Here is a 21,249-nt window from a genome sequence, read left to right as displayed (position 1 = left end):
CCGACCCGAAAGATGTGCGATAGCATTGAAGCTAACAGCGTGATATTGATCGCACAAGAGTCTCTTAAGAGAAATTTATTCATCTTATGTTTGAATCCTTTCGCCCCCTGCGCGGAGCCAGTAATCCTCACATCCAGACGCTGTTACCGCGGCTCGTTCGGCGGCACGCAAAACTCAAACCTCACTGGCAAAGGCTGGATACGCCGGACGGGGATTTTCTGGATTTAGCCTGGACTGAAGACCCGGAACAGGCGCGACATAAACCACGCATGATCCTGTTTCACGGACTGGAAGGCAGTTTCTTCAGCCCTTATGCCCACGGTCTATTGCAGGCCTGGAAAGACAAAGGCTGGCTCGGCGTCGTCATGCATTTTCGCGGATGCAGCGGTGAACCCAATAAACTGCTGCGTATTTACCATTCCGGTGAAACCGAAGACGCCCGTTTTTTCATTCGCTGGCTCAATGAAACTTATGGCGAAGTCCCGACCGGCGCGGTGGGCGTGTCGCTCGGCGGCAATATGCTGGCCTGTTATCTCGGGCAGGAAGGGGAAACGTGTACGCTGAGCGCCGCCGTGGTGGTCTCCGCGCCGCTGATGCTGGAACCTTGCGCTTACCGGCTGGAACAAGGTTCATCACGGATTTATCAGCGCTATCTGCTCGATCAGCTCAAAGGCAATGCCTCGCGCAAACTGGCGAAATATCCGGGCACATTGCCCGTCACGCTGGAGCAGCTAAAAGCCATGCGTTACCTTCGTGAATTCGACGACGCCATCACCTCAAAAGCACACGGATTTACCGACGCGCTGGATTATTACCGCCGGTGCAGCGGCCTGCCGTTACTGGCGCAGATCAGAACACCCTTGCTGATTATCCACGCCAAAGACGACCCGTTTATGACGCCGGAGGTCATCCCGAAAGCAGAAGATTTACCGGATTGCGTGGAATATCAGTTAACAGAACATGGCGGACATGTCGGGTTTGTTTCCGGCAGCTTACGTCATCCGCAGATGTGGCTGGAGCAACGCATTCCGGCCTGGATCGCCCCGTATTTAGAAAATAAGACTAAGGAAACAACAGAGTGATTATTCCCTGGCAGGAACTGGACGCTGAACTGCTCACCAGCGTGGTGGAATCCTTCGTATTGCGCGAAGGCACCGATTACGGCGAGCAGGAACGATCGCTGGAACAAAAAGTCGATGACGTGAAACGTCAGCTGAAAAGCGGCGAGGTTGTGCTGGTCTGGTCAGAACTGCATGAAACGCTGAACATTATGCCGCGTGGTCAGTTCCGCGCCGGGCAGGAAGAAACCCCGCAGGACTGGTAACTCACGGCTCCGTCGATGCGGAGCCGTTTTCTTACGCCGTTGCCGAAATACAGGTTCCGGCGTCTCCCGCCAGCACCGCCTCGATCTGATCCAGCGCGCCGATATAGGCCGGATAGCCGCTGTAATTCACAAACGCGCTGACCGCCGCGACTTTGGGGCCCATCGAACCGTCGTTTTGCGCAAAAGGCGCGAGCTGCGCGGGCGTCGCACGACGGATCGCCCGTTGCTGCGGCGTGCCCCAGTGTTCATACACCGCATCGGCATCGGTCAGGATCACCAGCTTTTGCGCCTTCAGTTGACGCGCCAGCAGCGCTGCCGACAAATCCTTGTCGATTACCGCCTGCGCGCCGTTGCCATCTTCAAACACCGGAATACCGCCACCGCCATTACAAATCACCACGTGCCCGCGCGCCAGCAATTGCTGAATAGCGTCGATATCCACAATCCGCTTAGGCACGGGTGACGCCACCACGCGGCGCAAATAAGCCCCGTCGGCTTTCATTTTCCAGCCGTGCAGGTTTTCCAGTTCCTGCTGAGATCCCGGCGGGTACACCGGCCCGATAAATTTTTCGGGAGAGGCAAACGCCGGATCGCGGCTGTCGACTTCAATGCGCGTCAGCACGGTGGACACCTCTGGCATACCCGTCTGCTGCCCGAGCATTTGCGCCAGCATAAACCCGATCATGCCCTGTGTTTCTGCGACCAGAATATCCAGCGGATAGGCGGGCACCTCCGCATACGCCTGATTTTGTAATGACAACAATCCGACCTGGGGGCCGTTGCCGTGAACAATCGCCAGACGGTAGCGCGTCGCCAGCCGCGCCAGCGCACCGGCCACCGTCGCAATATTGCGATACTGATTTTCAGCCGACAGGCATTCGCCACGTTGTAAAAGCGCATTACCGCCCAGTGCGACCACTAAAGTTTCCATGTTTCCTCCTTAAAGAAAGTGTTCCCTGAAAAGCGTCAATGCCAGCCAGACGCCAAGCAGCGTATCGGCACCCGACGTGTGCCCCAGCGCCAGAACCTGCTCTGCGCGCCGGGCACGAATCAGATGCAGCAATGGGGTGGAAAATTGTCTTCTCACCGCATGATGCAGATAGGCGCAACTGACCGATGATGTGAGCGTACGCAGGTCCGGTGTATGATCAAAAAAGTCACCGACCGGCAACCCGTGCGCCGCACACACCAGCAACATGCCGGTCAGCGTGTCGTCGTGGCTCGGTGTCAGCCCCGCGCCTTTGCCCACTACGTTCTGCCAGTCAACGCGATGCCCCTGCAACTGCCGCAATAACTGATGCTGAATATGCGCCAGTTCTCCGCCGGGCGGTTCAAGGACAACCTGACGAAGCTCACCGAACAGCCCCGTAAGCTGCGGGCATCCGGTCAGAAAACCGTGCACATAGTCGTAAAGCTGCCGCGAGCCTTGTGTTACGTGCAAATCCAGCCTGCGCGCGGGCGGGTTTTCAGCACCCGCCCGCATCACATCGCCCAACGTCAGACGACTGAGTAGCCCTTCAAAATCCCGCGCCCGCAACAGCCATCCCATCGGGCTCAACCCTTTGCCGTATCGATGCAGTGTCAGCCATTCGCCCCGCTCATTGCTCAGGTTGATGGCGCGGGAAAACAAACCAACAACCTGCCAGTCACCGGGACATACCGGTGCGTGAGCGCTGACCGCCAGCGGTGCGGGAATATTCATACCTGAGGATGCACCCCGAGGTGTTCCGCCAGAGCCTCCAGCGCCTGTTCGAAGCAGGCCAGCGGCGCACGTACCGTACCAGCACCAATCTGTCCAATCCCCGGTTCGCGGTGAGCAATGCCGGTGTTAATCAGCGGCGTGATGCCGGTTTCCACCACACGCCGCACATCCAGCCCGAGGCAGGCGCCCTGAAAATCCCAGCCGGGAATTTGCAGCATCATGTTGCGTTCGAGGAAGATTTCCGCCATCTCTTCAGACACGGTGATGGCGGCGTCCATCCCGCCTGCGCCGACAAAACGGGTCACGCCCGGCGCGGCAATCATCGCTGCGCCGCCGACGCCAAAGGTTTCCGTGATGGCGCTGTCGCCCATGTCCGGGTTGGCGTCTTGCTGGCTGTAGCCGCTGAAGAACAACCCCTGCGGCATATTCACCGGTGCAGTAAACCAGCGGTCACCGAGGCCGCTGACGCGGATACCAAACTCTTTGCCGTTGCGGGTCATGGCGGTGACGATACTGCCTTTGCCGATGGCCGCACCGGCATCCATCGCCGCTTTGCAGTAAGCCATCGCCAGATTGAGGAAGAACTGATCGGTCGTACTCAGAAAATGCAAAACGTCAGTCAGCGTGGTTTTATCCAGATTGCCTGCCGCCAGTTGCGGTGCCAGCGTACGCATCAGTAACGCCGAAGTGGCGATATTGCGCTGATGGAATTCATCGCCCATCGTAATGCCCTGCGCCATCATCGCCGTTAAATCGATACCGCGCTCGAGACGATGCAACGCGCCACTCAGTGCCGGTGCCAGCACGTCGCGCATCCAGCGCAAACGCATCTGAACATCCGGGCCATAGGCACCGAAACGCATCACCTTGCCGATACCTTCGTTCATGTTGCAGAAAGCACGGTTGCCGTCAGTGAGATTGCCGATCACCAGCACCGGCATGTTCGCCGACGTGATACCGCCCATCGGCCCGACCGCACTGACGTGATGGCAAGGCACAAACCGGATTTCGCCACTATTCAGTAATTGCAACGCACGTTGTTCATCCTGCGCCCAGCCTTCAAACAGACAGGCGCCGATGCAGGCACCGCGCACCGGGCCGGTCATGTCTTCCCAGCAGACGGGCGGGCCTGCATGCAGCAGGGTTTTTCCCTGATTCAGCACCGGGATCACCTGACGGGCGGGCTGAACATCAAGCCAGTGCGGTCGCGCCTGACGAATGCGTTCGATAACGGCGGTATTGGCCTGTTCGAGGGTATTTTTCATAAGATGTCTCGTTATCCGAAGAGGGGAAACGGCTCAGCCCAGTTGTTTTAACAAGCTGGCCAGCCGGAGATTGCCACCCGCAACGGGCGACCATGGGTAGTGCACGACCGGCACCGAAGCCGATTGCAAATCCAGCGCAAAACTGCGCAGTCCGGCGTTGATCACCGCGACCTGCGACAACAGCGGGCAAGTTGATGCCGCAGGTGTCACGGCAGTTTGGGTACATAAGGTGTGTGCCAGCAGCGTGGCTTCCGGCAGGGTTTGCACCACTAAAATGCCCGCCTCGCGCAATAGGGCGATTTGCTGCGAACGGCACTGCGGATCCTGCTCACTGCCCGTCACCATGGCGATCACCACCAGCGGCGCATGTCGGGCGCGCTGCGTCATCAGTTGCCTGACAGCCGTTGCCACCGAACCGGCCGGATCGCGCTGCGCGCCATAACCAATGACCACATCCAGCAGCAGCACGCCGGTTTCAGATTTACCGGCCAGCCCGAGAATCAGCTGTTCCCGCGAGGTCGGGTCAATCATCGGATGCGGTTTGCCAACGGTGTAGAAATCGTCGCCCAAATCAATGATGCGGTGTCCGTTGTGGGCAAGCATGGTGCCGTGCTCATGGGCATGATCGGCTTCCACATCCAGCAGACCGGCCAGCACCATCGCGGCCTCGGCGGCCAGCGTGCCACCGGTAAACAATCCGGCGATTTTTTTACCCGTGACATCAGGTTGTGATGCGGCAACCTGAACCACCCGCGCCAGCAGGCAGGCGATGCGTGCCGCTTCGTCGAGGGTCGATGCCAGCCAGACATTGCCGTCACGCGCCTGGCTGACCGGCGCACCGAGAAACAGCGCCACCACTGGCTTACGAATAGCTTTCATCGCTGCCATCACTTTCAGGCGAACGGCGTCTGCCGGGGGTTTGGAGACAAAGGCCAGCACCTGACTTTGCGGATCCTCCGCCAGCATCTTCAGCGACGTCAGCGCACTGATGCCGCCGACCTGCGCGGAAAGATCGCGTCCTCCGAGGCCGATAGCCTGCGAAATGCCCTGTCCGTTCAGCGCAATTTGCGACGTCAGTTCCTGAATGCCGGTACCGGATGCGCCGGTCACGCCAATCACGCCTTGCGGCAACACATTGGCAAACGCCAGCGGTGCACCGGCAATAATGGCGGTGCCGCAATCCGGCCCCATCACCAGCAGCCCTTTCTCACAGGCTTTTTGTTTAAGCGCGATTTCGTCTTCCAGCGTGACGTTATCAGAGAAAATCATCACGTTGCGGCCACTGTCGAGCGCCTGATGCGCCAGCCCGGCGGCATACTCGCCCGCAATGGAAATCAGCATCAGATTAGCGTCAGGAAGGCGTTGTTCCGCGCTGGAAAAACGGCGCGCTACCGGCAGAGATCGCCCGCCGCGTTGCCCGGCTGACATGGCTTTTAAGGCGTCTTCAAGCTGTGTGGTAATCGCAGCAATAATGCCTGCTTCGCGACTTTCGCTACGCACCGCCACGCAGATATCATTCGGCGTCGCCTGTTCAAAACAGGCATGCCAGAAACCGGTGGCTTCTAATAACGCTTTATTGGCGGGTGTCCCCATCATCACCGATACATCGTCAACGTCCGGTGATTCACTGAGCTGGCGGGAAATAATCATCAGGCTGACGGAATCCTGAAAACTTCCTTTTTTAATACAGGCGTGGATCATCTGCTTCCCTTATATTTTCAGACGGTGAGACGCAGGCTACGCAGAAATAAAACCTCGCAAGGTGAACTGGCTCACACTTGATTTATTGTCAGGTTTAATTAAATAACCACGCTGATTTACATGTGAAAAAATTAAATAATGAATAACGATTAAATAAAAAATTAATAAGAAAAAATGCGCATTAGCAAATTGATTTTCGCTATCCCTGATTAGTTATTCAGATCACATTCTCACGCAGGATATCCCGTATTTTCTTCGCTATTCAACGCCTCATTCGCTGCAAATAAGGAACGCCAGATGAAGGTCAGTCGCGAAGAATTACACCAGCTTATTGCCCGCAAACTCACCACCGCCGGTTTAACGCCGGAACATGCCGCCGTGGTGGCCGACGTGCTCTCTTATGCTGATGCCAGAGGCATCCATTCTCACGGCGCGGTGCGGGTTGAATATTATGCCGAACGTATTGCCAGAGGCGGCACCAACACCTCTCCGGCGTTGCAGTGGGAAGAAACCGGGCCGTGCAGCGGCATTCTGCATGCCGATAACGGACCTGGCCATGTCGCAGCAAACCTGGCGATGGAACATGCCATCGACATGGCAAAAACCAAAGGCGTCGCCGTGGTGGGAATCCGTCAGATGGGGCATTGCGGCGCGCTGTCTTATTTCGTTCACCGCGCGGCCAAAGCCGGTCTGATCGCGGTTTCCGTTTGCCAGTCTGACCCGATGGTGGTGCCGTTTGGTTCCGCCGACATCTATTACGGCACCAACCCGATTGCCTTTGCCGCACCCGGCGAAGGGGAGCAAATCATCACCTTTGACATGGCGACCACCGTGCAGGCGTGGGGGAAAATCCTTGATGCCCGGGCGCGCAATGAAAAAATCCCTGACACCTGGGCGGTAGATGGCGCAGGCAATCCCACCACCGATCCTTATGCCGTCGAAGCGCTTCTGCCGATGTCCGGCCCGAAAGGCTACGGCCTGATGATGATGGTTGATGTGTTGTCCGGTATTTTGCTCGGCCTGCCGTTCGGGCGCTCCGTCAGCTCGATGTATGAAGACCTCACCGCCGGTCGTGACCTCGGCCAGTTGCACATTGTGATTAATCCGGCGTTCTTTACCTCTTCTCAGATATTCAGAAAAAATATCAGCCAGATGCTGGCCGAATTAGTGGCACTTCGCCCGGCGCCGGGTTTTGAAAAAGTGCTGTATCCGGGTCAGAACCTGGATATTTATGAAGAGCATACGAAAGCCAATGGAATAGAACTGATAGATGATATTTATCGTTATTTAATTTCCGATGAGCTTTATACCCACACTTATCAAACACAATCTCCTTTCGCACATTAATTATTTATTTAAAGGTGAATATGCTATGTCGCCCTTTTATCAGCACGTAGAAAGTCAGCTCGACTGGTTATCGGTATTTGGCGCAGATCCGGCTGGCGGTATTTCCCGCCTGCTTTATTCCCCCGAATGGCTGGAAACGCAAAATCAGTTAAAACAGCGGATGACGCAGAATGGGTTTGCCACCCGTTTCGACGCCGTCGGCAATTTATATGGCCGCATCGAAGGCAGTGACCGCAAAGACGAGGTCATTCTCTCCGGCTCGCATATCGATACGGTGGTCAGCGGTGGCCATCTCGACGGACAGTTCGGTGTGCTCGCCGCCTTTATCGCCATGCGCTATCTGAAAGACACCTTTGGCACGCCGCGCCGCACGCTGGAAGTGGTGTCGCTGGCCGAAGAAGAAGGCAGCCGTTTTCCCTATGTTTTCTGGGGCAGTAAAAACATCGTCGGACAGGCCGATCCTGCCGATGTGCGCAACATCACCGATGCGCAGGGCGTGAAATTTACCGCTGCGATGCAGCAATGCGGTTTCACGCTGCCCGGTTCTCCGTTGCCCGCCCGCCGCGACATCAAAGCCTTTGTCGAACTGCATATCGAGCAGGGCAGCGTGCTCGAACGCAATCAGCAGCAACTTGGCGTGGTGCATGCGATTGTCGGTCAGCGCCGCTATACCGTGACCCTGACCGGCACCGCCAATCACGCGGGCACTACGCCGATGAGTTACCGCAAAGATACCCTTCAGGCATTCAGTCAGATTTGCGTGACGGCCACCGAAAGCGCCGAAGCACACGGCGACCCGCTGGTGCTGACCTTCGGCAAAGTGGTGCCGGTGCCGGGTACCGTTAATGTCGTGCCGGGTAAAACCGTGTTCAGCATTGATTGCCGCCACACCGATCAGCAGGCGCTGCTGGCGTTTACCACAGAACTGGAAGCCACCATGCGGCGGATTTGCCAGGAACGCGGCATCGGCATCGACATTGATTTATGGATGGATGAAGCGCCGGTGCCCATGGACAAACAACTGGTGGCGCAACTCGACGCCCTGTGCCGTGAACAAAACAGCCGTTACCGCGTGATGCACAGCGGCGCCGGGCACGACGCGCAGATTTTCGCCGCCTGCGTACCGACCTGCCTGCTGTTCGTTCCCAGCATTGCGGGTATCAGCCACAACCCGGCAGAAAACACCGCTGTTGCCGATCTGGCCGCGGGCGTGGAAATGCTGGCGAAAATGCTGCATCAACTGGCTTATTAATCTGTCTTAAAGGGAGTTTACAATGGGTTATATCAACCAAAACACAGGCTATATCAATGATTTACTTTCTAACCGTTCCATCATCAAACGCGGGAATTATGCGCTGATTGAACCCGACGGTCTGGTCAAAAATACCCTGCCCGGTTTTGAGCGCTGTGAAATCACCATTCTGGCGACGCCGAAACTGGGCGCGACCTTTGTGGATTATCTGGTCAACATGCTGGAAGGGGGGAAAAACCTGGCGGGCTTCGGCGGCGACGCGCATATCGAAACCTTCGTCTACGTGATCGACGGTAACATCACTGCGAATGCCGAAGGTCAGGATTACCGGCTGGAAAGCGGCGGATATCTTTACTGCCCGCCGGGCGTGAGCATGACGCTGGTGAATGCCAACGGCGGCCAGAACAGCCGCTTATTCCTCTATAAAAAACGCTATACGCCAGTCAGTGGTTTCCAGCCGCATGTGGTGAGCAACAACGTGCATCAGCTGGAAAAAATCCACTACGAAGGCATGTCGGATGTGATTGTGCAGGATTTACTCCCTGCGGATCTGGGGTTCGATATGAACATTCATATTCTGACGTTTGCGCCAGGTGCCTGCCACGGCTATGTGGAGACGCACGTGCAGGAGCATGGTGCGCTGATCCTTAGCGGTGAAGGCATGTATAACCTGGATAACCACTGGATCCCGGTGAAGAAAAACGACTATATCTTTATGGGTGCGTACTGCCCGCAGGCCTGTTATGCCGTGGGGCGCGATGAGCCGCTGAGCTATATCTATTCGAAAGACTGTAACCGCGACGTCGAACTTTAACGGTTCGTGAATGTAATAAGAAAACCGCCATCGCTGGCGGTTTTTGTGTTTTGAGAAACCGATAACGTCAGGAAGAGACCTTCATGCCAAGCCGGTAAACTCGGGCAAGATTTTGCGCAGCGTAGCGCAGGTTTTCCTCCCCCTGCTCCAGCACCGTTTCCAGTGGCGCGAGGCGTGGGAGAATACTGAATACGGCATCCAGCCCGTGCTGATGCACGACTTCCACTCCTTCGCCCAGAATGCCCGCCAGCCCGATCACCGGCACATGGTAGCGTTGTGCCAGCCGCGCCACACCGACCGGTGCTTTGCCGTTAATGGTCTGCTGATCCAGCCGCCCTTCGCCGGTGATCACCAGCGTAGCACCTTGCATCGCCTCTTCCAGCCCGATGGCATCCATAATAATGTCGATACCGGAACGCATGTTGCCACGCAGGAACAACCGAGCCGCCACACCCATTCCGCCCGCCGCGCCGCCGCCTGGCCACTCAAGCACGTTAACCCCGAGATGGCGGAAAATAACCGCCGCCAGATGGGCCAGCGCCGCGTCCAGAACCTGAACATCTTGCGCCGACGCGCCTTTTTGCGGGCCGAATACTGCCGCCGCACCGCACGGGCCGGTCAGCGGATTTTCCACATCGCACGCCACTTCAATCCGGCACTGCGCTAAACGCGGATCCAGTGCGCTCAGATCAATAGCCGCCAGTTGCGCCAGCGCGGCGCCGCCCCACGGCAGATCAATGCCCTGCGCATCGGTAAAACGACCGCCGAGCGCCTGTACCATGCCAATGCCGCCATCAACGGTCGCGCTGCCACCAATGCCTAAAATGATATGGCGGATACCGCCGTCCAGTGCATGACGGATTAACTCACCGGTGCCGAAACTGGTGGCCGCGAGCGGGTCACGCTGTCCGGCGGGCACCAGCATCAGACCGCTGGCGGCGGCCATTTCAATCACCGCACAATCACCTTTGCCGTTCACGCCGTAAAAACCACGCACGCGATGTCCCTGCGGGTCTGTCACTTCAATATCAATGCGATGCCCGCCGGTCGCGGCAATCAGCGCATCCACCGTGCCTTCGCCGCCGTCAGCAACCGGCAGACGGACAGCCTCGAGTTCCGGGAACACAGCGCGAAACCCGTCTTCAATCGCCATCGCCGCACATTCCGCACTTAAACTTTCCTTGAATGAATCGGGCGCAATAATAATTTTCATCTTCAATCCTTCGGTAATGGGGACTCAGTGAACCCGGTCCCAGGGCAATAAATTTTCCAGCTCAATCGCCAGCATCACGCCGGTCAGCAAACCATTACTCAGCAGCGGACGCAGCCACAGCGGCACCTGCTGCACATATCCGGCAGGCAGCCCCATCAGGAAAATCCCGGCAAACAGCGGGATCGCCAGACGGTAAACATTGCGGCTGCTGAGCCTGATGTGGGGCAGAAATGACAGCGACGAACTGAGCAGAGGCAGATAAGACACCAGCAACACGGCGCTGCTGATGCTCAACGGGATGCGGGCGAAAAACGCCGTCAGCGGCGTAAACAGACCAATGGCAACCACCACCAGCGCGCCGAGAATAAACGGTGCTTTGCGGTTGTCATTGGTTTGCGTCAGCAGGCCAATCGATGAGACAAACGGCGAAAAAGGCACGATGCCCAGAACAGCCGATCCCAGGGTAAACAGGCCGGAAACCACAAAACTGCGGCGATATTGCGGGGTCTGCTGCGGGTAAAAAATCTGGGTGCCGCGCAGCGCGCCAAAAGTATTCGAAATATTCAGCAGCCCGGTCATCGTGGCGGTCAGGATAATACCACCGCGTAATTCCTGCGGCGCGCCCAGCGGAAACCACTGCCAGTCTGTGCCGGTGCCCGGGCTGACGGCCTGCGGGAAAATGATCCGATATGCCGCCCAACCGAGCAACGTACCAGCCAGCAGGCCATATTTATTCCACGGTGACGGCAGCCAGACCACAATACCGACCACCAGCGCCGCCACGGTGAGCGCCAGCAGGAACGCCGGAAAATCAATAGCCACCGGCCCCTGCGGCACGCCAAAAGGGAGCCCCAGCATGCCTTTAATAAACAGCGACAGCAGTTGGGCACCGAGTAAAAACATAAACACCATCATCACCGCCGGACGAAACAACACGGCGATACGATGACCAAGCCCGCTCAGGCCAATCAGCACGGTGATCACACCGGAAAGTGCGATACCCACAGCCAGACTGCCGCCGATCACCGGCAGCGGCGTCCCTTGCGCGGCTTCCGCCAGCGTCACGGTGAGGATCACGCCCCACCACAATCCGGTCGGCCCTTCCATAATGGCACGGCCGTGGCCGAGCGCCGCCTGCGCCACGCACGCCAGCCCGGTGGCGATAAAAGAGTATTGCATCAGGCACAGCGTGGCCGCATCGGAAAGCTGAAACGCAGACTGTAACGTCGGCGGGATAACCACCGTGTTGCAGAAAATGAAGAAGAACCACTGGATACCCGGCAGGATTTGCGCTCTGGGAAATAACATCATGACAATCTGGCTGACCTCAAAAAGAAAAAGCCCGCCGTTTACACAGCGGGCAGATGCAGAGATTACTGCTGGTGTTTCAGTACGAATTTACCAATGCACTTATCCTGGAAACCGTCTTTGATGTCATAGATGGTTTCGCCGCGCAGAATAGTTTTCACAACCTGCGCATTGATGGTGCGGCCAACATACGGACTGACTTTATGGCGATATTCCAGATCTGACGCTTTCAGCACATAGCTGCTGTTCGGTTTAATGAACACGAAGTCGGCATCTTTGCCGATAGAGATACGGCCTTTATGCTTCAGCCCGAAGATATCCGCCGCGTTGGAAGACATCAGCTTTGAGAACATCGGCAACGACATACCGCGTTTCTGCACGGCTTCGTCGAATATCACATCGACGCAGTTTTGCAGTCCGGCGATACCGCCCCACGCCTGCATGACGTTGCCGGCTTTCATATCCGGCGGGCACGGTGAATGGTCGGAGACCAGGCAGTCAAAGTCACCTTTCAGCAGGTGTTCCCACATGCCGTCCTGATTTTTCTTGTCGCGGATAGGTGGCGAACATTTTGCCAGCGTGCCGATCTCTTCAAACTGTGCGGTATCCAGTACGAAGTAATGCGGGCAGGATTCACAGGTCACGCGCTGGCCTTCGTGACGTGCGCGCAGCACTTCCGCCAGACCTTCCGGGCTGGAGATATGGCAGACGTGCAAACGGCAGTCCGCTACTTTCGCCAGATACAACACGCGGCGAATGGCTTCCACTTCAGTGAAGACCGGGCGTGAGGCAACATAATCATGTGCCGTCACCCGTCCGGCGTCTTTGGCTTCTCGGCCCAGTTCGTCGCAGATCAGCGCGTTTTCCGCATGAACCGCCACTAACTGATCGCGTTTTGCCAGAATTTGCAGGCCTTTGAAATATTCCCAGTCATTCACGTCACGGAAATCGTTACTGACGCTGCGGTCGCCGCAGGTAGCGACGAAACATTTGTAGGCCACCACGCCTTCTTCATCCAGCTCATGCAAACGGTCAAGGTTGTAAGACACCAGCCCGCCAAACTGCGCGGCATCGATGGTCAGCTTGCCTTCGGCAGCATCGAATTTCATGTGCAGGGACGCGCGATCTACCGTGGCCGGTAACTGGTTAAGCGGCATTTCGATCATGGTGGTGATCCCGCCTTTGGCCGCCGCCCGGGTACCGGTGGCGTAGCCTTCCCAGTGGCTGCGACCCGGTTCGGAGATGTGCGTATGGGCATCCACCATTCCCGGCGCAACGATCAACCCTTCGGCACTGAGGATTTTTTCTGCGCCAGTCAGGTCATCGCCGATGGCGACAATTTTGCCATTCTTCACCGCGATATCCGTAATCACGGCTTCACTTTCCAGAACAACAGTGCCTTTTTTAATGATCAGATCATATGACATGGTTATATTTCCTTATGAAAGTACAGAGATAAGATTTTATTATTGGATTTATTATTCGTTTATTTCATGCCGGTTTACCGGCTCACACATTTTGCGGCTGAAGTGACGGTTCCCTTTTCATAAAAACGGAATACAAAACGAAAGCCACAATGACACCCACAAACCAGGAAACCCGCGATAAAGGTTCCAGTACAGGAATAAACTTTCCGCCCAGTGAAAGGGCGACGGCAATTAATGTCACTGCGAATGCCACGGTATTAAATCCGCGATCGTAATAGTTATAATTCCCCGGTGCGGTATACAGCGTATCCAGATCCAGCTCACTGCGTACCACAATAAAATAGTGCGCCATCATCACGCCAATGACCGGCCCTAACATCCCGCCGATAATATCGAGGAACAGATAAATACTTTCCTGATTCTCCATCAGTTTCCACGGGCAAATCACCACGCTTATCAGGCTGGCAATCAGCACACCTTTTTTATAGGTCAGCTTTTTCGGTGCGATAGCGGCAATCTGGAAACCGGCCGGGATAATGTTACCGGTGGCGTTGGTCGAAATTGTGGTCATCAGGATCACTAACACAGCAAACACCGAGGCGAACAGGCTGTCCCATTTCTGTACGATATCCAGCACGTTCCAGGTATCAACGCCGTAGTGAATGCTTGCCCCAGCCAGAATACAGACGCTGGCAACGGCAAACAGCACGTACGCCACGATAAGACCCAGCGTTTGTCCCCACGCCTGCTGTTTAAAGCTGCTGGCATTCTGAGTGAAATCCGAAGCACTCACCGCCGGTGCCGCCCACACCGCGACCACGGCATTGATCACCACCAGAAACAGGAACAGCGGATTACCCGATTGCTCGGCATTGGCGGGCACATAGTTAAGGATATTTTCCAGCCCGGCCAGCGAGATAGCCCAGACCGCCATGCCGCCGAAAACAACATAAATGCACGGATTAAGGATGGCGGTGAATTTATTCAGCACCCCGCCGCCGCCAAAACCGATCATCACGTTGATTGCCCAGAAAATCATAAAGGCGATCAGCCCCGGCATGGAAATACTCAGCAGATTGAAATCACCGCCGAGGGTCAGGAACTCCGGCCAGATTTTGCCAATCAGGATCAGGAAGGCCAGTGAACCGGCATAGCATTGCAAACCGAACCACATAATCGCCGCGATACAGCCTCTGAGAATGCCGGGAAATAATGCGCCGCGGATACCGTAAGAACCGCGCAGGATCATCGCAAAAGGTACGCCGTATTTCGAACCTGCCGCCCCGTTTAATACCATCACCGCCGCAATAAACAGCGCGCTGATAATAATCGCCATCATCACGCTAAACGTAGACAACCCGAGAATAAGAAATCCGCCGACTGCAATATAATTCGGCACGTTGTGTACCGAACCCATCCACAGCGTAAAATAATTAAATCCTTTCCAGTTTCTTTTTTCTTTTAATTTTGGCAGAAGATCGTTGCTGTATCCTCTTTCACGATAACGTTCTTGCTGAGTGCATTCTGATTCATTCATCCTTAATTCCTCATAATACGTTAGGGACGTGCTTGTGGATTAAAAAAGGCTGACATTGATGCCAGCCTTACTTAATTAACCGATTTTGTGATTCGACATCATTTCCAGCGACTGAATTAATGACGAATGATCTAACTGCGATCCGCCGTTTGCTGCACAGACATTGAATAACTCCTGACAGGTCGCCGTATTAGGCAGGCTGATTGATAAGGCTTTGGCACTTTGCAGCGCCAGGTTGAGATCTTTCTGGTGCAGCGCGACTTTAAAGCCCGGCGCAAAAGTGCGCTTGATCATGCGCTCACCGTGCACTTCCAGAATGCGCGAGGAGGCGAATCCGCCCATCAAAGCCTGACGAACACGGGCAGGATCGGCACCGGCGCGGGAAGCAAACAGCAGCGCTTCCGAGACAGCTTCAATATTCAGCGCCACAATGATCTGGTTCGCCACTTTGCAGGTTTGCCCGGCTCCGCAATCGCCCACCAGCGTGATGTTCTTACCCATCAGCTCAAACAGCGGTTTGATATCGTTGAAGACTGATTCCTTACCGCCCACCATGATGGTCAGCGTGCCCTGCTGCGCGCCAATTTCACCGCCGGAAACCGGCGCATCCAGATATTCACCCCCCAGTTGCTGCACACGCTGCGCAAACGTTTTGGTTTCAATCGGTGAGATGGAACTCATATCGACAATGGTTTTGCCTTTCAGCGGCACGCTGGCGCAGCCATTGTCACCAAACAGCACCGTTGCCACGTCTGGCGTATCCGGCACCATGATAATAATGACGTCGGCGTGAACGGTGACTTCTGCCGGTGTCGCACAGGCTTTGGCACCGGCATCGGTCAGTGAAGCAGGCACGTTGCCGAGTGTGGAGAAATGCAGACTGTGCCCGGCATCCACCAGATGTTGCGCCATCGGTGCGCCCATAATTCCTAAGCCGATAAATCCAATTTTCATGCTAATTCCCTTTCAATGTGACTGAAATTTGGCGTACAGAAATCCCTCACCGCGAGGGTGAATAATGTCTGTTTCTCGCGTTTTATAACGATTAGCGGTAGGCGTTAAGCCAGCCTAATCCTTCTTCCGTGCGCGCCCGCGGCTTATATTCACAACCGACCCAGCCGTCGTAATCCGAGTTTTTAATCAGGTCGAAAATAAAGTCGTAATTAATTTCACCGGTACCCGGTTCATTACGGTTCGGGTTATCCGCCACCTGCAAATGACCGATTTTGTCCGCATGGCGGATCAGGGTATTCGCCAGTTCCCCTTCCATCCGCTGCATATGGTAAATGTCGTACTGGATAAACAGGTTGTCACAGCCGACGCGTTCAATGAGATCCAGCGCCTGTTGCGTACCGGTCAGATAAAATCCCGGCATATCAAAGTGATTGATCGGCTCAATCAGCAGCATCAGCCCCTCTTTCGCCAGCGCCTGTGCGGCATAGCGCAGATTTTCCACCACCAAAGGCGTCACGCTGACGGCATCAGAACCCGCCGGAGTTTTGCCAATCAGACAGTTAATTTTGCGGTTGCCGAGTGCTTTGGCGTAAGCGATGGCCTGTGCCACGCCTTCGCGAAACTCCGCTTCACGCCCCGGCAGGCAGGCAATACCGCGCTCGCCCGCCGCCCAGTCGCCCGCGGGCAGATTGTGCAGCGTATGTTGCAGCTTATTTTGCGCCAGCAACGCCTTCAGGGTGTCAGCCGGATAGTCGTAAGGGAACATAAACTCCACCGCCGTAAACCCGCTGTCAGCCGCCGCTTTAAAGCGCTGAAGGAAATCTACCTCCAGAAACAGCATGGATAAATTCGCAGAGAACTTGAGCATTTTCAGCCTCCTGGCTTATTCATATTTCATGAAGCTGACGTGCGTCGGTGCGTCATCCGCATTATCGGCAACCGGCTCAAACTCATTCACGCTGTCAATTTCGCCGCCCATGGAAATATTGGTGACGCGTTCCAGCATGATTTCCACCACCACCGGCACCTGATGTTTTTTCATCAGACGTTTAGCTTCTGTAAACGCCGGGGCGATATCTTCCGGCTTGAAGACGCGTATCGCTTTACATCCCAACCCTTCCACCACTTTCACGTGATCGACGCCGTAACCTTTCACGTCTTCAGAGTTGATATTTTCGAACGCCAGTTGGACGCAGTAATCCATATCAAAGGCGCGCTGCGACTGGCGGATCAGGCCGAGATAAGCGTTGTTCACCAGGACGTGGATGTAAGGAATGTTGAACTGCGCACCGACCGCCAGCTCTTCGATCATGAACTGGAAATCGTAATCGCCTGAAATCCCGACCACCTGACGTTCCGGTGCCGCGATGCAAACGCCGAGTGCCGCAGGAATGGTCCAGCCCAGCGGGCCCGCCTGACCGCAGTTGATCCAGTGGCGCGGTTCAAATACGTGCAGCATCTGCGCCGCCGCGATCTGCGACAGTCCGATGGTGGTCACGTAATTCACGTTGCGGCCAAAGGCTTTGCTCATTTCTTCATAGACGCGCTGCGGTTTGACCGGCACATCGTTGAAGTGGGTTTTGCGCAGCATGGTGCGTTTGCGTTCTTCACATTCCTGGATCCAGCTTTCGCGACATGGCAGTTTGCCGGCTTTTTTCTGTTCTTCTGCCACTTCAATCAGCAGTTTCAGGGCTTCACCGGCGTCAGACACAATGCCTAAATCAGGACAAAGTACGCGGCCGATTTGTGTCGGTTCGATATCAACGTGGATGATTTTGCGGCCTGCGGTGTATTTCTCTACCGAGCCGGTATGACGGTTGGCAAAACGGTTACCGATGCCAAATACCAGATCCGACGCCAGCAGTGAGGCGTTACCGTAGCGGTGCGCGGTCTGCAATCCGACCATGCCAGCCATCAGGCGGTGATCGTCCGGGATCACGCCCCAGCCCATCAGCGTCGGGATCACCGGCACTTGGGTTATTTCAGCAAAGCGCTGCAACAGCGCGGCGGCATCAGCGTTAATCACACCGCCACCGGCCACAATCAGCGGACGCTCACAGGCGTTGAGCATTTCCATCGCTTTGACGGCCTGAGCGACGGTGGCGGCAGGCTTGTAAGCGGGCAGCGATTCATAAGTTTCCGGATCGAATTCGATTTCGGCGGTCTGCACGTCATACGGCAGATCGACCAGTACCGGACCGGGGCGACCGGAGCGCATCAGATGGAACGCCTGTTGCAGGACACGCGGCACCAGCGCAGGTTCCAGCACGGTCACCGCCATTTTGCTCACCGGACCGGCAATCGCCTGAATATCCACCGCCTGAAAATCCTCTTTATGCAGACGCGCGCGCGGTGCCTGACCGGTAATGCACAGGATCGGAATGGAATCCGCCGAGGCGGAATACAGCGCGGTGATCATGTCGGTACCCGCCGGGCCAGACGTCCCCAGGCACACGCCGATGTTCCCGGCTTTCGCCCGGGTATAGCCTTCGGCCATATGCGATGCACCTTCCACATGACGGGCTAACACATGACGGATTTTTCCATGCAGGCGCATGGCGTTATAAAACGGGTTAATCGCTGCGCCCGGTACACCAAACGCGGTGGTGATCCCTTCTTTTTCCAACACATACATTGCTGCCTGTGCAGCTGTCATACGAGCCATAGCTAAATCCTCAGGTAATTCCGCTTTGCATAAAATAACGGAAAAAGTTTCCAACTTTAATTTGACTGAAAAAAATCCCGCTCACGACAGAGCGGGGATCGCAGGACGAACCGGTTAGTGCCGCTGGCCCAGGGCCAGACTGATGTCACGCGCGGTATCCCGCACCAGTTCGCCTAAATCGGTAAAACGCTCCGTCGTTAAGCGGGAGCTGGGGCCGGAGATCGAAATCGCCGCCACCGCATTGTTATTGCTGTCAAAAATCGCCGAGGCCAGACAGTTCAGCCCTGTCACATGCTCTTCGCTGTCCTGTGCAAAACCCTGCTGACGCGCGTGTTGCAGATCCTTTTTCAACGCATTCAGATTATCCAGCGTGTGCGTCGTAAAGTTCTTCAACCCCGCCTGCATCATCAGGCTCATCAGCGCCTCGTCATCCAGCGAATACAGCAACGCTTTCCCGGCACCGGAGGCATGCAGTGGCAGACGGCTGCCAAGCGGCGCGCACATCCGCACCATCGACTGGCATTCCCGCTGGCCGATCAGTACCGCTTCGAAACCGTTGCGGATCGCCAGATTGGCCGTTTCGCCCGACAACAACATCAGGCGCTGCATATAAGGCGCGGCGACTGACAATACATCCCGGTTATGGATATAAGACGATCCGACCGTAAACGCCTGTAAGCCGATGTGCCACCAGCTCAGTTGCGCATCCTGATAAACAAAATCGGCCTCTTCCAGCACTTTCAGCAGTCGAAAGGTGGTGGAAAGGGGCAGCGACAAATTCTCTGCAATGTTGCTGACAGAAGAACTGCCGCCGGACTGCGCCAGATAATTCAACACCGCAATGCCGCGTTCTAAGGCCTGAGCGCCCTTTTGCGAACCAGAACCAGGCTGGCTAGGACGCCCCCGTTTTTTTACTTCGGCCATCTCACATTTCTCCAGCATCAGGCGCTGAGCGCCCGCGTTTCGCTTGTTTTCAGATGCTTGTATCTTATGCAAGATGCTTTATAGCGTCACGACTTTAATCCCGCCGCAACGGGTAAAATAAGCTGATAGCCCTGAGGTAACTGACTGATATCACAGTTGTCTGCGCCGCCACGATCGACGGTGAGAAAATTCGTCACCGTCTCAAACGCAAACAGCGGATGGTGCCAGACATTCCGGTGATAATTCACGCCCTGCAGGCCGTTGGTGATAAAGGCTTTCAGCGTGGAGATGTCCGGCGTCTCGCCCCCTGCCGCAACAATCACGATAAAGCGCTCGCCCTGCATCGGCACAAACGCCTGTGAACCGAGCGGGTGTTTTTCGAGTTGCGTCACCACAATGGGCAACGGTGCTGGCTGGGCGCGGTTGATGCTGACCAGCGGGCGATCCTGCCCGAGGATTTCCACGTTGGTCAGATCGTGGTACCGCTCAACCTTGCCGTCGTTGATATGAAAAAAATCGCGACCTGTCGTCTCAATCACATCGCCGTAAGCCGCGAAGGCCGCCTGGGTCAGCGGGTAAACCGGAAGTTCCATGGCATTCATCCCTGCATTTAAAATAAAACCGGTGAGATAAGCCCGCCAGATTGGCGGATTTATCCTCAATGCAATTACTGTAGAAACTTTTTCCAACTTGCTCAATCGAAATATGGAAAAAGATTCCATAAAATTGATGAAGTCCACAATTCTCATCCGGTTAAATCTATAAAATCTTTTTCATTCAATGCATTAACATTACTTCGGGTGACCTATGCTGGATGAGGAGTCGATTAAAACCTTTATGCACGTCGCACAAACAGGCAGCTTTTCCCGCGCGGCAGAGATGCTGCATAAAACGCCCGCGACCATCAGCTATCGAATTAAGATGCTGGAAGACAGTGCCGGGACGTTATTGCTCAACCGCACGACCCGTACGGTGTCGCTGACGCCCGCCGGACAGCATCTGCTTGAACGATGTCGCCAGTGGCTAACCTGGCTGGAGGGTGTACCGGCAGAACTGCAGCAGATTAACGACGGCATTGAGCGCCAGCTGAATGTGGTGGTGAACAATCTGATGTACTGCCCTGAAACTCTGGCGGCGTTATTAAGCTGTCTGACGCAGCGCTACCCGTTCACGCAGTTCACTTTCACACGACAGATTTACATGGGGGTATGGGATACGCTGCTGTACGAAGATTTTCAGCTGGCGATTGGCGTCACCGGCACCGAATCCCTTTCTAACGCCGTGAATCTGCTGCCGCTGGGTGAGGTGGACTGGGTTTTTGTTCATGCACCCTTTCATCCGCTGCAGCACATCACTGGCATGCTGGAAGAAGCGGTGTTGCGTCAGTACATTGCCATCAATGTGGAAGACACCTCGCGCCATCTGAACAAGCGGGTAGCCTGGTTGCTGACCGGGCAACGGCAGATCATCGTGGCAGATGTGGCGACTAAACTGGCCTGTCACCTGAAGGGAATGGGTATCGGTTTTCTGCCGCGCCATCTGTGCCAGCCATATCTCGACAGCGGCGAGCTGATCGCCCGGCAAATCCGCTATCCGCGCGCCCCTTCCCCGCTCAGTCTGGCGTGGAAAAAGGAGTACACAGGCAAGGCGCTGCATGACATTGTTTCTCTGTTCCACCAGAAAGACCCGCTGATCCAACCGTTGCTGGCGGGTTTAGAATAGTGATGCCCTCTTTGGCTTCGCGAATAAATATGGTAACAATAGGCTTAATTATGCGCAGCCTTGACGCCAGATCTTCGACCACAGAAAAGACCGC

The 21,249-nt window shown here is 55.7% G+C and carries 19 protein-coding genes; 6 read left to right on the top strand and 13 right to left on the bottom strand.

The window, feature by feature from the left end:
• The first annotated feature begins 86 nt into the window (after nucleotides 1–86).
• Together HGO41_RS10400 and HGO41_RS10395 are read left to right on the top strand one after the other, a co-directional pair.
• Entirely contained in the window at nucleotides 87–1,082 is a 996-nt protein-coding gene (locus HGO41_RS10400; protein ID WP_014411530.1) for a hydrolase, read from the top strand.
• Entirely contained in the window at nucleotides 1,079–1,324 is a 246-nt protein-coding gene (locus HGO41_RS10395; RefSeq protein WP_013573654.1) for a YheU family protein, read from the top strand. The genes HGO41_RS10400 and HGO41_RS10395 overlap by 4 nt, the downstream gene beginning before the upstream one ends.
• Before the next feature lie 31 nt (nucleotides 1,325–1,355).
• On the opposite strand, the gene HGO41_RS10390 is transcribed toward HGO41_RS10395, so the two are convergent.
• Genes HGO41_RS10390 through fdrA form a run of 4 tightly spaced genes read right to left on the bottom strand, consistent with a single transcriptional unit; the run spans nucleotide 1,356 to nucleotide 5,992 of the window.
• Nucleotides 1,356–2,255: a carbamate kinase gene (locus HGO41_RS10390; protein WP_217192459.1), complete on the bottom strand. Its 900-nt coding sequence runs from the start codon at nucleotides 2,253–2,255 to the stop codon at nucleotides 1,356–1,358.
• A gap of 9 nt (nucleotides 2,256–2,264) precedes the next feature.
• The gene (locus tag HGO41_RS10385; protein ID WP_217192460.1) at nucleotides 2,265–3,026 is read right to left on the bottom strand and encodes an oxamate carbamoyltransferase subunit AllH family protein; all 762 of its coding nucleotides are present in this window, start codon (nucleotides 3,024–3,026) and stop codon (nucleotides 2,265–2,267) included.
• Nucleotides 3,023–4,291 (bottom strand): YlbE family protein, encoded by a 1,269-nt coding sequence (locus HGO41_RS10380; RefSeq protein WP_241916771.1) that lies wholly within the window; start codon nucleotides 4,289–4,291, stop codon nucleotides 3,023–3,025. The genes HGO41_RS10385 and HGO41_RS10380 overlap by 4 nt, the downstream gene beginning before the upstream one ends.
• A gap of 33 nt (nucleotides 4,292–4,324) precedes the next feature.
• Nucleotides 4,325–5,992 (bottom strand): acyl-CoA synthetase FdrA, encoded by a 1,668-nt coding sequence (gene fdrA, locus HGO41_RS10375; RefSeq protein WP_250981012.1) that lies wholly within the window; start codon nucleotides 5,990–5,992, stop codon nucleotides 4,325–4,327.
• Between the two features lie 297 nt (nucleotides 5,993–6,289).
• On the opposite strand from fdrA, the gene allD reads away from it, so the two are divergent.
• From allD to allE, 3 genes are read left to right on the top strand one after another with little or no spacing between them, the layout of a single operon-like run.
• Entirely contained in the window at nucleotides 6,290–7,339 is a 1,050-nt protein-coding gene (gene allD / locus HGO41_RS10370; RefSeq protein WP_013573649.1) for an ureidoglycolate dehydrogenase, read from the top strand.
• Nucleotides 7,340–7,364: 25 nt separating this feature from the next.
• Complete coding sequence (gene allC, locus HGO41_RS10365; protein WP_250981011.1) at nucleotides 7,365–8,591, top strand: allantoate deiminase; 1,227 nt, start codon at nucleotides 7,365–7,367, stop codon at nucleotides 8,589–8,591.
• A 22-nt stretch (nucleotides 8,592–8,613) separates the two neighbouring features.
• The gene (gene allE, locus HGO41_RS10360) at nucleotides 8,614–9,405 is read left to right on the top strand and encodes a (S)-ureidoglycine aminohydrolase (RefSeq protein ID WP_119261131.1); all 792 of its coding nucleotides are present in this window, start codon (nucleotides 8,614–8,616) and stop codon (nucleotides 9,403–9,405) included.
• 67 nt (nucleotides 9,406–9,472) lie between these two features.
• Here the strand turns inward: allE and HGO41_RS10355 are convergent, their stop codons facing one another.
• From HGO41_RS10355 to HGO41_RS10315, 9 genes are all read right to left on the bottom strand, one after another.
• Entirely contained in the window at nucleotides 9,473–10,618 is a 1,146-nt protein-coding gene (locus HGO41_RS10355) for a glycerate kinase (RefSeq protein WP_250981010.1), read from the bottom strand.
• Nucleotides 10,619–10,642: 24 nt separating this feature from the next.
• Nucleotides 10,643–11,929, bottom strand: a complete 1,287-nt coding sequence (locus tag HGO41_RS10350; RefSeq protein WP_250981009.1) for a uracil/xanthine transporter — start codon at nucleotides 11,927–11,929, stop codon at nucleotides 10,643–10,645.
• A gap of 62 nt (nucleotides 11,930–11,991) precedes the next feature.
• Nucleotides 11,992–13,353 carry an allantoinase AllB gene (gene allB / locus HGO41_RS10345; RefSeq protein ID WP_250981008.1) on the bottom strand — a complete coding sequence of 454 codons (1,362 nt, stop codon included), beginning with the start codon at nucleotides 13,351–13,353 and terminating at the stop codon, nucleotides 11,992–11,994.
• Between the two features lie 82 nt (nucleotides 13,354–13,435).
• Nucleotides 13,436–14,890 (bottom strand): allantoin transporter, encoded by a 1,455-nt coding sequence (locus HGO41_RS10340; protein WP_250981007.1) that lies wholly within the window; start codon nucleotides 14,888–14,890, stop codon nucleotides 13,436–13,438.
• Nucleotides 14,891–14,965: 75 nt separating this feature from the next.
• Entirely contained in the window at nucleotides 14,966–15,844 is an 879-nt protein-coding gene (gene glxR, locus HGO41_RS10335) for a 2-hydroxy-3-oxopropionate reductase (protein ID WP_013573642.1), read from the bottom strand.
• Between the two features lie 91 nt (nucleotides 15,845–15,935).
• Nucleotides 15,936–16,712, bottom strand: coding sequence for a hydroxypyruvate isomerase (hyi, locus tag HGO41_RS10330; protein WP_013573641.1), 777 nt, complete (start codon nucleotides 16,710–16,712; stop codon nucleotides 15,936–15,938).
• A gap of 15 nt (nucleotides 16,713–16,727) precedes the next feature.
• The gene (gcl, locus tag HGO41_RS10325; protein WP_250981006.1) at nucleotides 16,728–18,509 is read right to left on the bottom strand and encodes a glyoxylate carboligase; all 1,782 of its coding nucleotides are present in this window, start codon (nucleotides 18,507–18,509) and stop codon (nucleotides 16,728–16,730) included.
• A gap of 114 nt (nucleotides 18,510–18,623) precedes the next feature.
• Complete coding sequence (allR, locus tag HGO41_RS10320; protein ID WP_013573639.1) at nucleotides 18,624–19,433, bottom strand: HTH-type transcriptional repressor AllR; 810 nt, start codon at nucleotides 19,431–19,433, stop codon at nucleotides 18,624–18,626.
• 86 nt (nucleotides 19,434–19,519) lie between these two features.
• A complete protein-coding gene (locus HGO41_RS10315; protein WP_037033635.1) occupies nucleotides 19,520–20,026 on the bottom strand; it encodes an ureidoglycolate lyase in 507 nt (168 codons plus the stop codon).
• 214 nt (nucleotides 20,027–20,240) lie between these two features.
• Here HGO41_RS10315 and allS point away from each other — a divergent pair, with 214 nt between their 5' ends.
• Nucleotides 20,241–21,155 carry an HTH-type transcriptional activator AllS gene (gene allS, locus HGO41_RS10310; protein ID WP_013573637.1) on the top strand — a complete coding sequence of 305 codons (915 nt, stop codon included), beginning with the start codon at nucleotides 20,241–20,243 and terminating at the stop codon, nucleotides 21,153–21,155.
• Nucleotides 21,156–21,249: the final 94 nt, after the last annotated feature.

The sequence above is a fragment of the Rahnella sp. CG8 genome, assembly GCF_023701875.1.
GTDB classification, from domain to species: Bacteria; Pseudomonadota; Gammaproteobacteria; order Enterobacterales; family Enterobacteriaceae; genus Rahnella; species Rahnella aceris.
This window is presented reverse-complemented; position numbering and strand designations above follow the sequence as displayed.

What these genes read in the sequence shown, in the direction of transcription:
- allE (WP_119261131.1), top strand. Translation starts at nt 8,614, where the DNA reads ATGGGTTATATCAACCAAAACACAGGCTATATCAATGATTTACTTTCT.
- HGO41_RS10380 (WP_241916771.1), bottom strand. Translation starts at nt 4,291, where the DNA reads ATGAAAAATACCCTCGAACAGGCCAATACCGCCGTTATCGAACGCATT.
- HGO41_RS10390 (WP_217192459.1), bottom strand. Translation starts at nt 2,255, where the DNA reads ATGGAAACTTTAGTGGTCGCACTGGGCGGTAATGCGCTTTTACAACGT.
- glxR (WP_013573642.1), bottom strand. Translation starts at nt 15,844, where the DNA reads ATGAAAATTGGATTTATCGGCTTAGGAATTATGGGCGCACCGATGGCG.
- allS (WP_013573637.1), top strand. Translation starts at nt 20,241, where the DNA reads ATGCTGGATGAGGAGTCGATTAAAACCTTTATGCACGTCGCACAAACA.
- fdrA (WP_250981012.1), bottom strand. Translation starts at nt 5,992, where the DNA reads ATGATCCACGCCTGTATTAAAAAAGGAAGTTTTCAGGATTCCGTCAGC.
- allR (WP_013573639.1), bottom strand. Translation starts at nt 19,433, where the DNA reads ATGGCCGAAGTAAAAAAACGGGGGCGTCCTAGCCAGCCTGGTTCTGGT.
- allD (WP_013573649.1), top strand. Translation starts at nt 6,290, where the DNA reads ATGAAGGTCAGTCGCGAAGAATTACACCAGCTTATTGCCCGCAAACTC.
- HGO41_RS10355 (WP_250981010.1), bottom strand. Translation starts at nt 10,618, where the DNA reads ATGAAAATTATTATTGCGCCCGATTCATTCAAGGAAAGTTTAAGTGCG.
- HGO41_RS10400 (WP_014411530.1), top strand. Translation starts at nt 87, where the DNA reads ATGTTTGAATCCTTTCGCCCCCTGCGCGGAGCCAGTAATCCTCACATC.
- gcl (WP_250981006.1), bottom strand. Translation starts at nt 18,509, where the DNA reads ATGGCTCGTATGACAGCTGCACAGGCAGCAATGTATGTGTTGGAAAAA.
- HGO41_RS10385 (WP_217192460.1), bottom strand. Translation starts at nt 3,026, where the DNA reads ATGAATATTCCCGCACCGCTGGCGGTCAGCGCTCACGCACCGGTATGT.
- HGO41_RS10315 (WP_037033635.1), bottom strand. Translation starts at nt 20,026, where the DNA reads ATGGAACTTCCGGTTTACCCGCTGACCCAGGCGGCCTTCGCGGCTTAC.
- hyi (WP_013573641.1), bottom strand. Translation starts at nt 16,712, where the DNA reads ATGCTCAAGTTCTCTGCGAATTTATCCATGCTGTTTCTGGAGGTAGAT.
- HGO41_RS10340 (WP_250981007.1), bottom strand. Translation starts at nt 14,890, where the DNA reads ATGAATGAATCAGAATGCACTCAGCAAGAACGTTATCGTGAAAGAGGA.
- HGO41_RS10350 (WP_250981009.1), bottom strand. Translation starts at nt 11,929, where the DNA reads ATGATGTTATTTCCCAGAGCGCAAATCCTGCCGGGTATCCAGTGGTTC.
- allB (WP_250981008.1), bottom strand. Translation starts at nt 13,353, where the DNA reads ATGTCATATGATCTGATCATTAAAAAAGGCACTGTTGTTCTGGAAAGT.
- allC (WP_250981011.1), top strand. Translation starts at nt 7,365, where the DNA reads ATGTCGCCCTTTTATCAGCACGTAGAAAGTCAGCTCGACTGGTTATCG.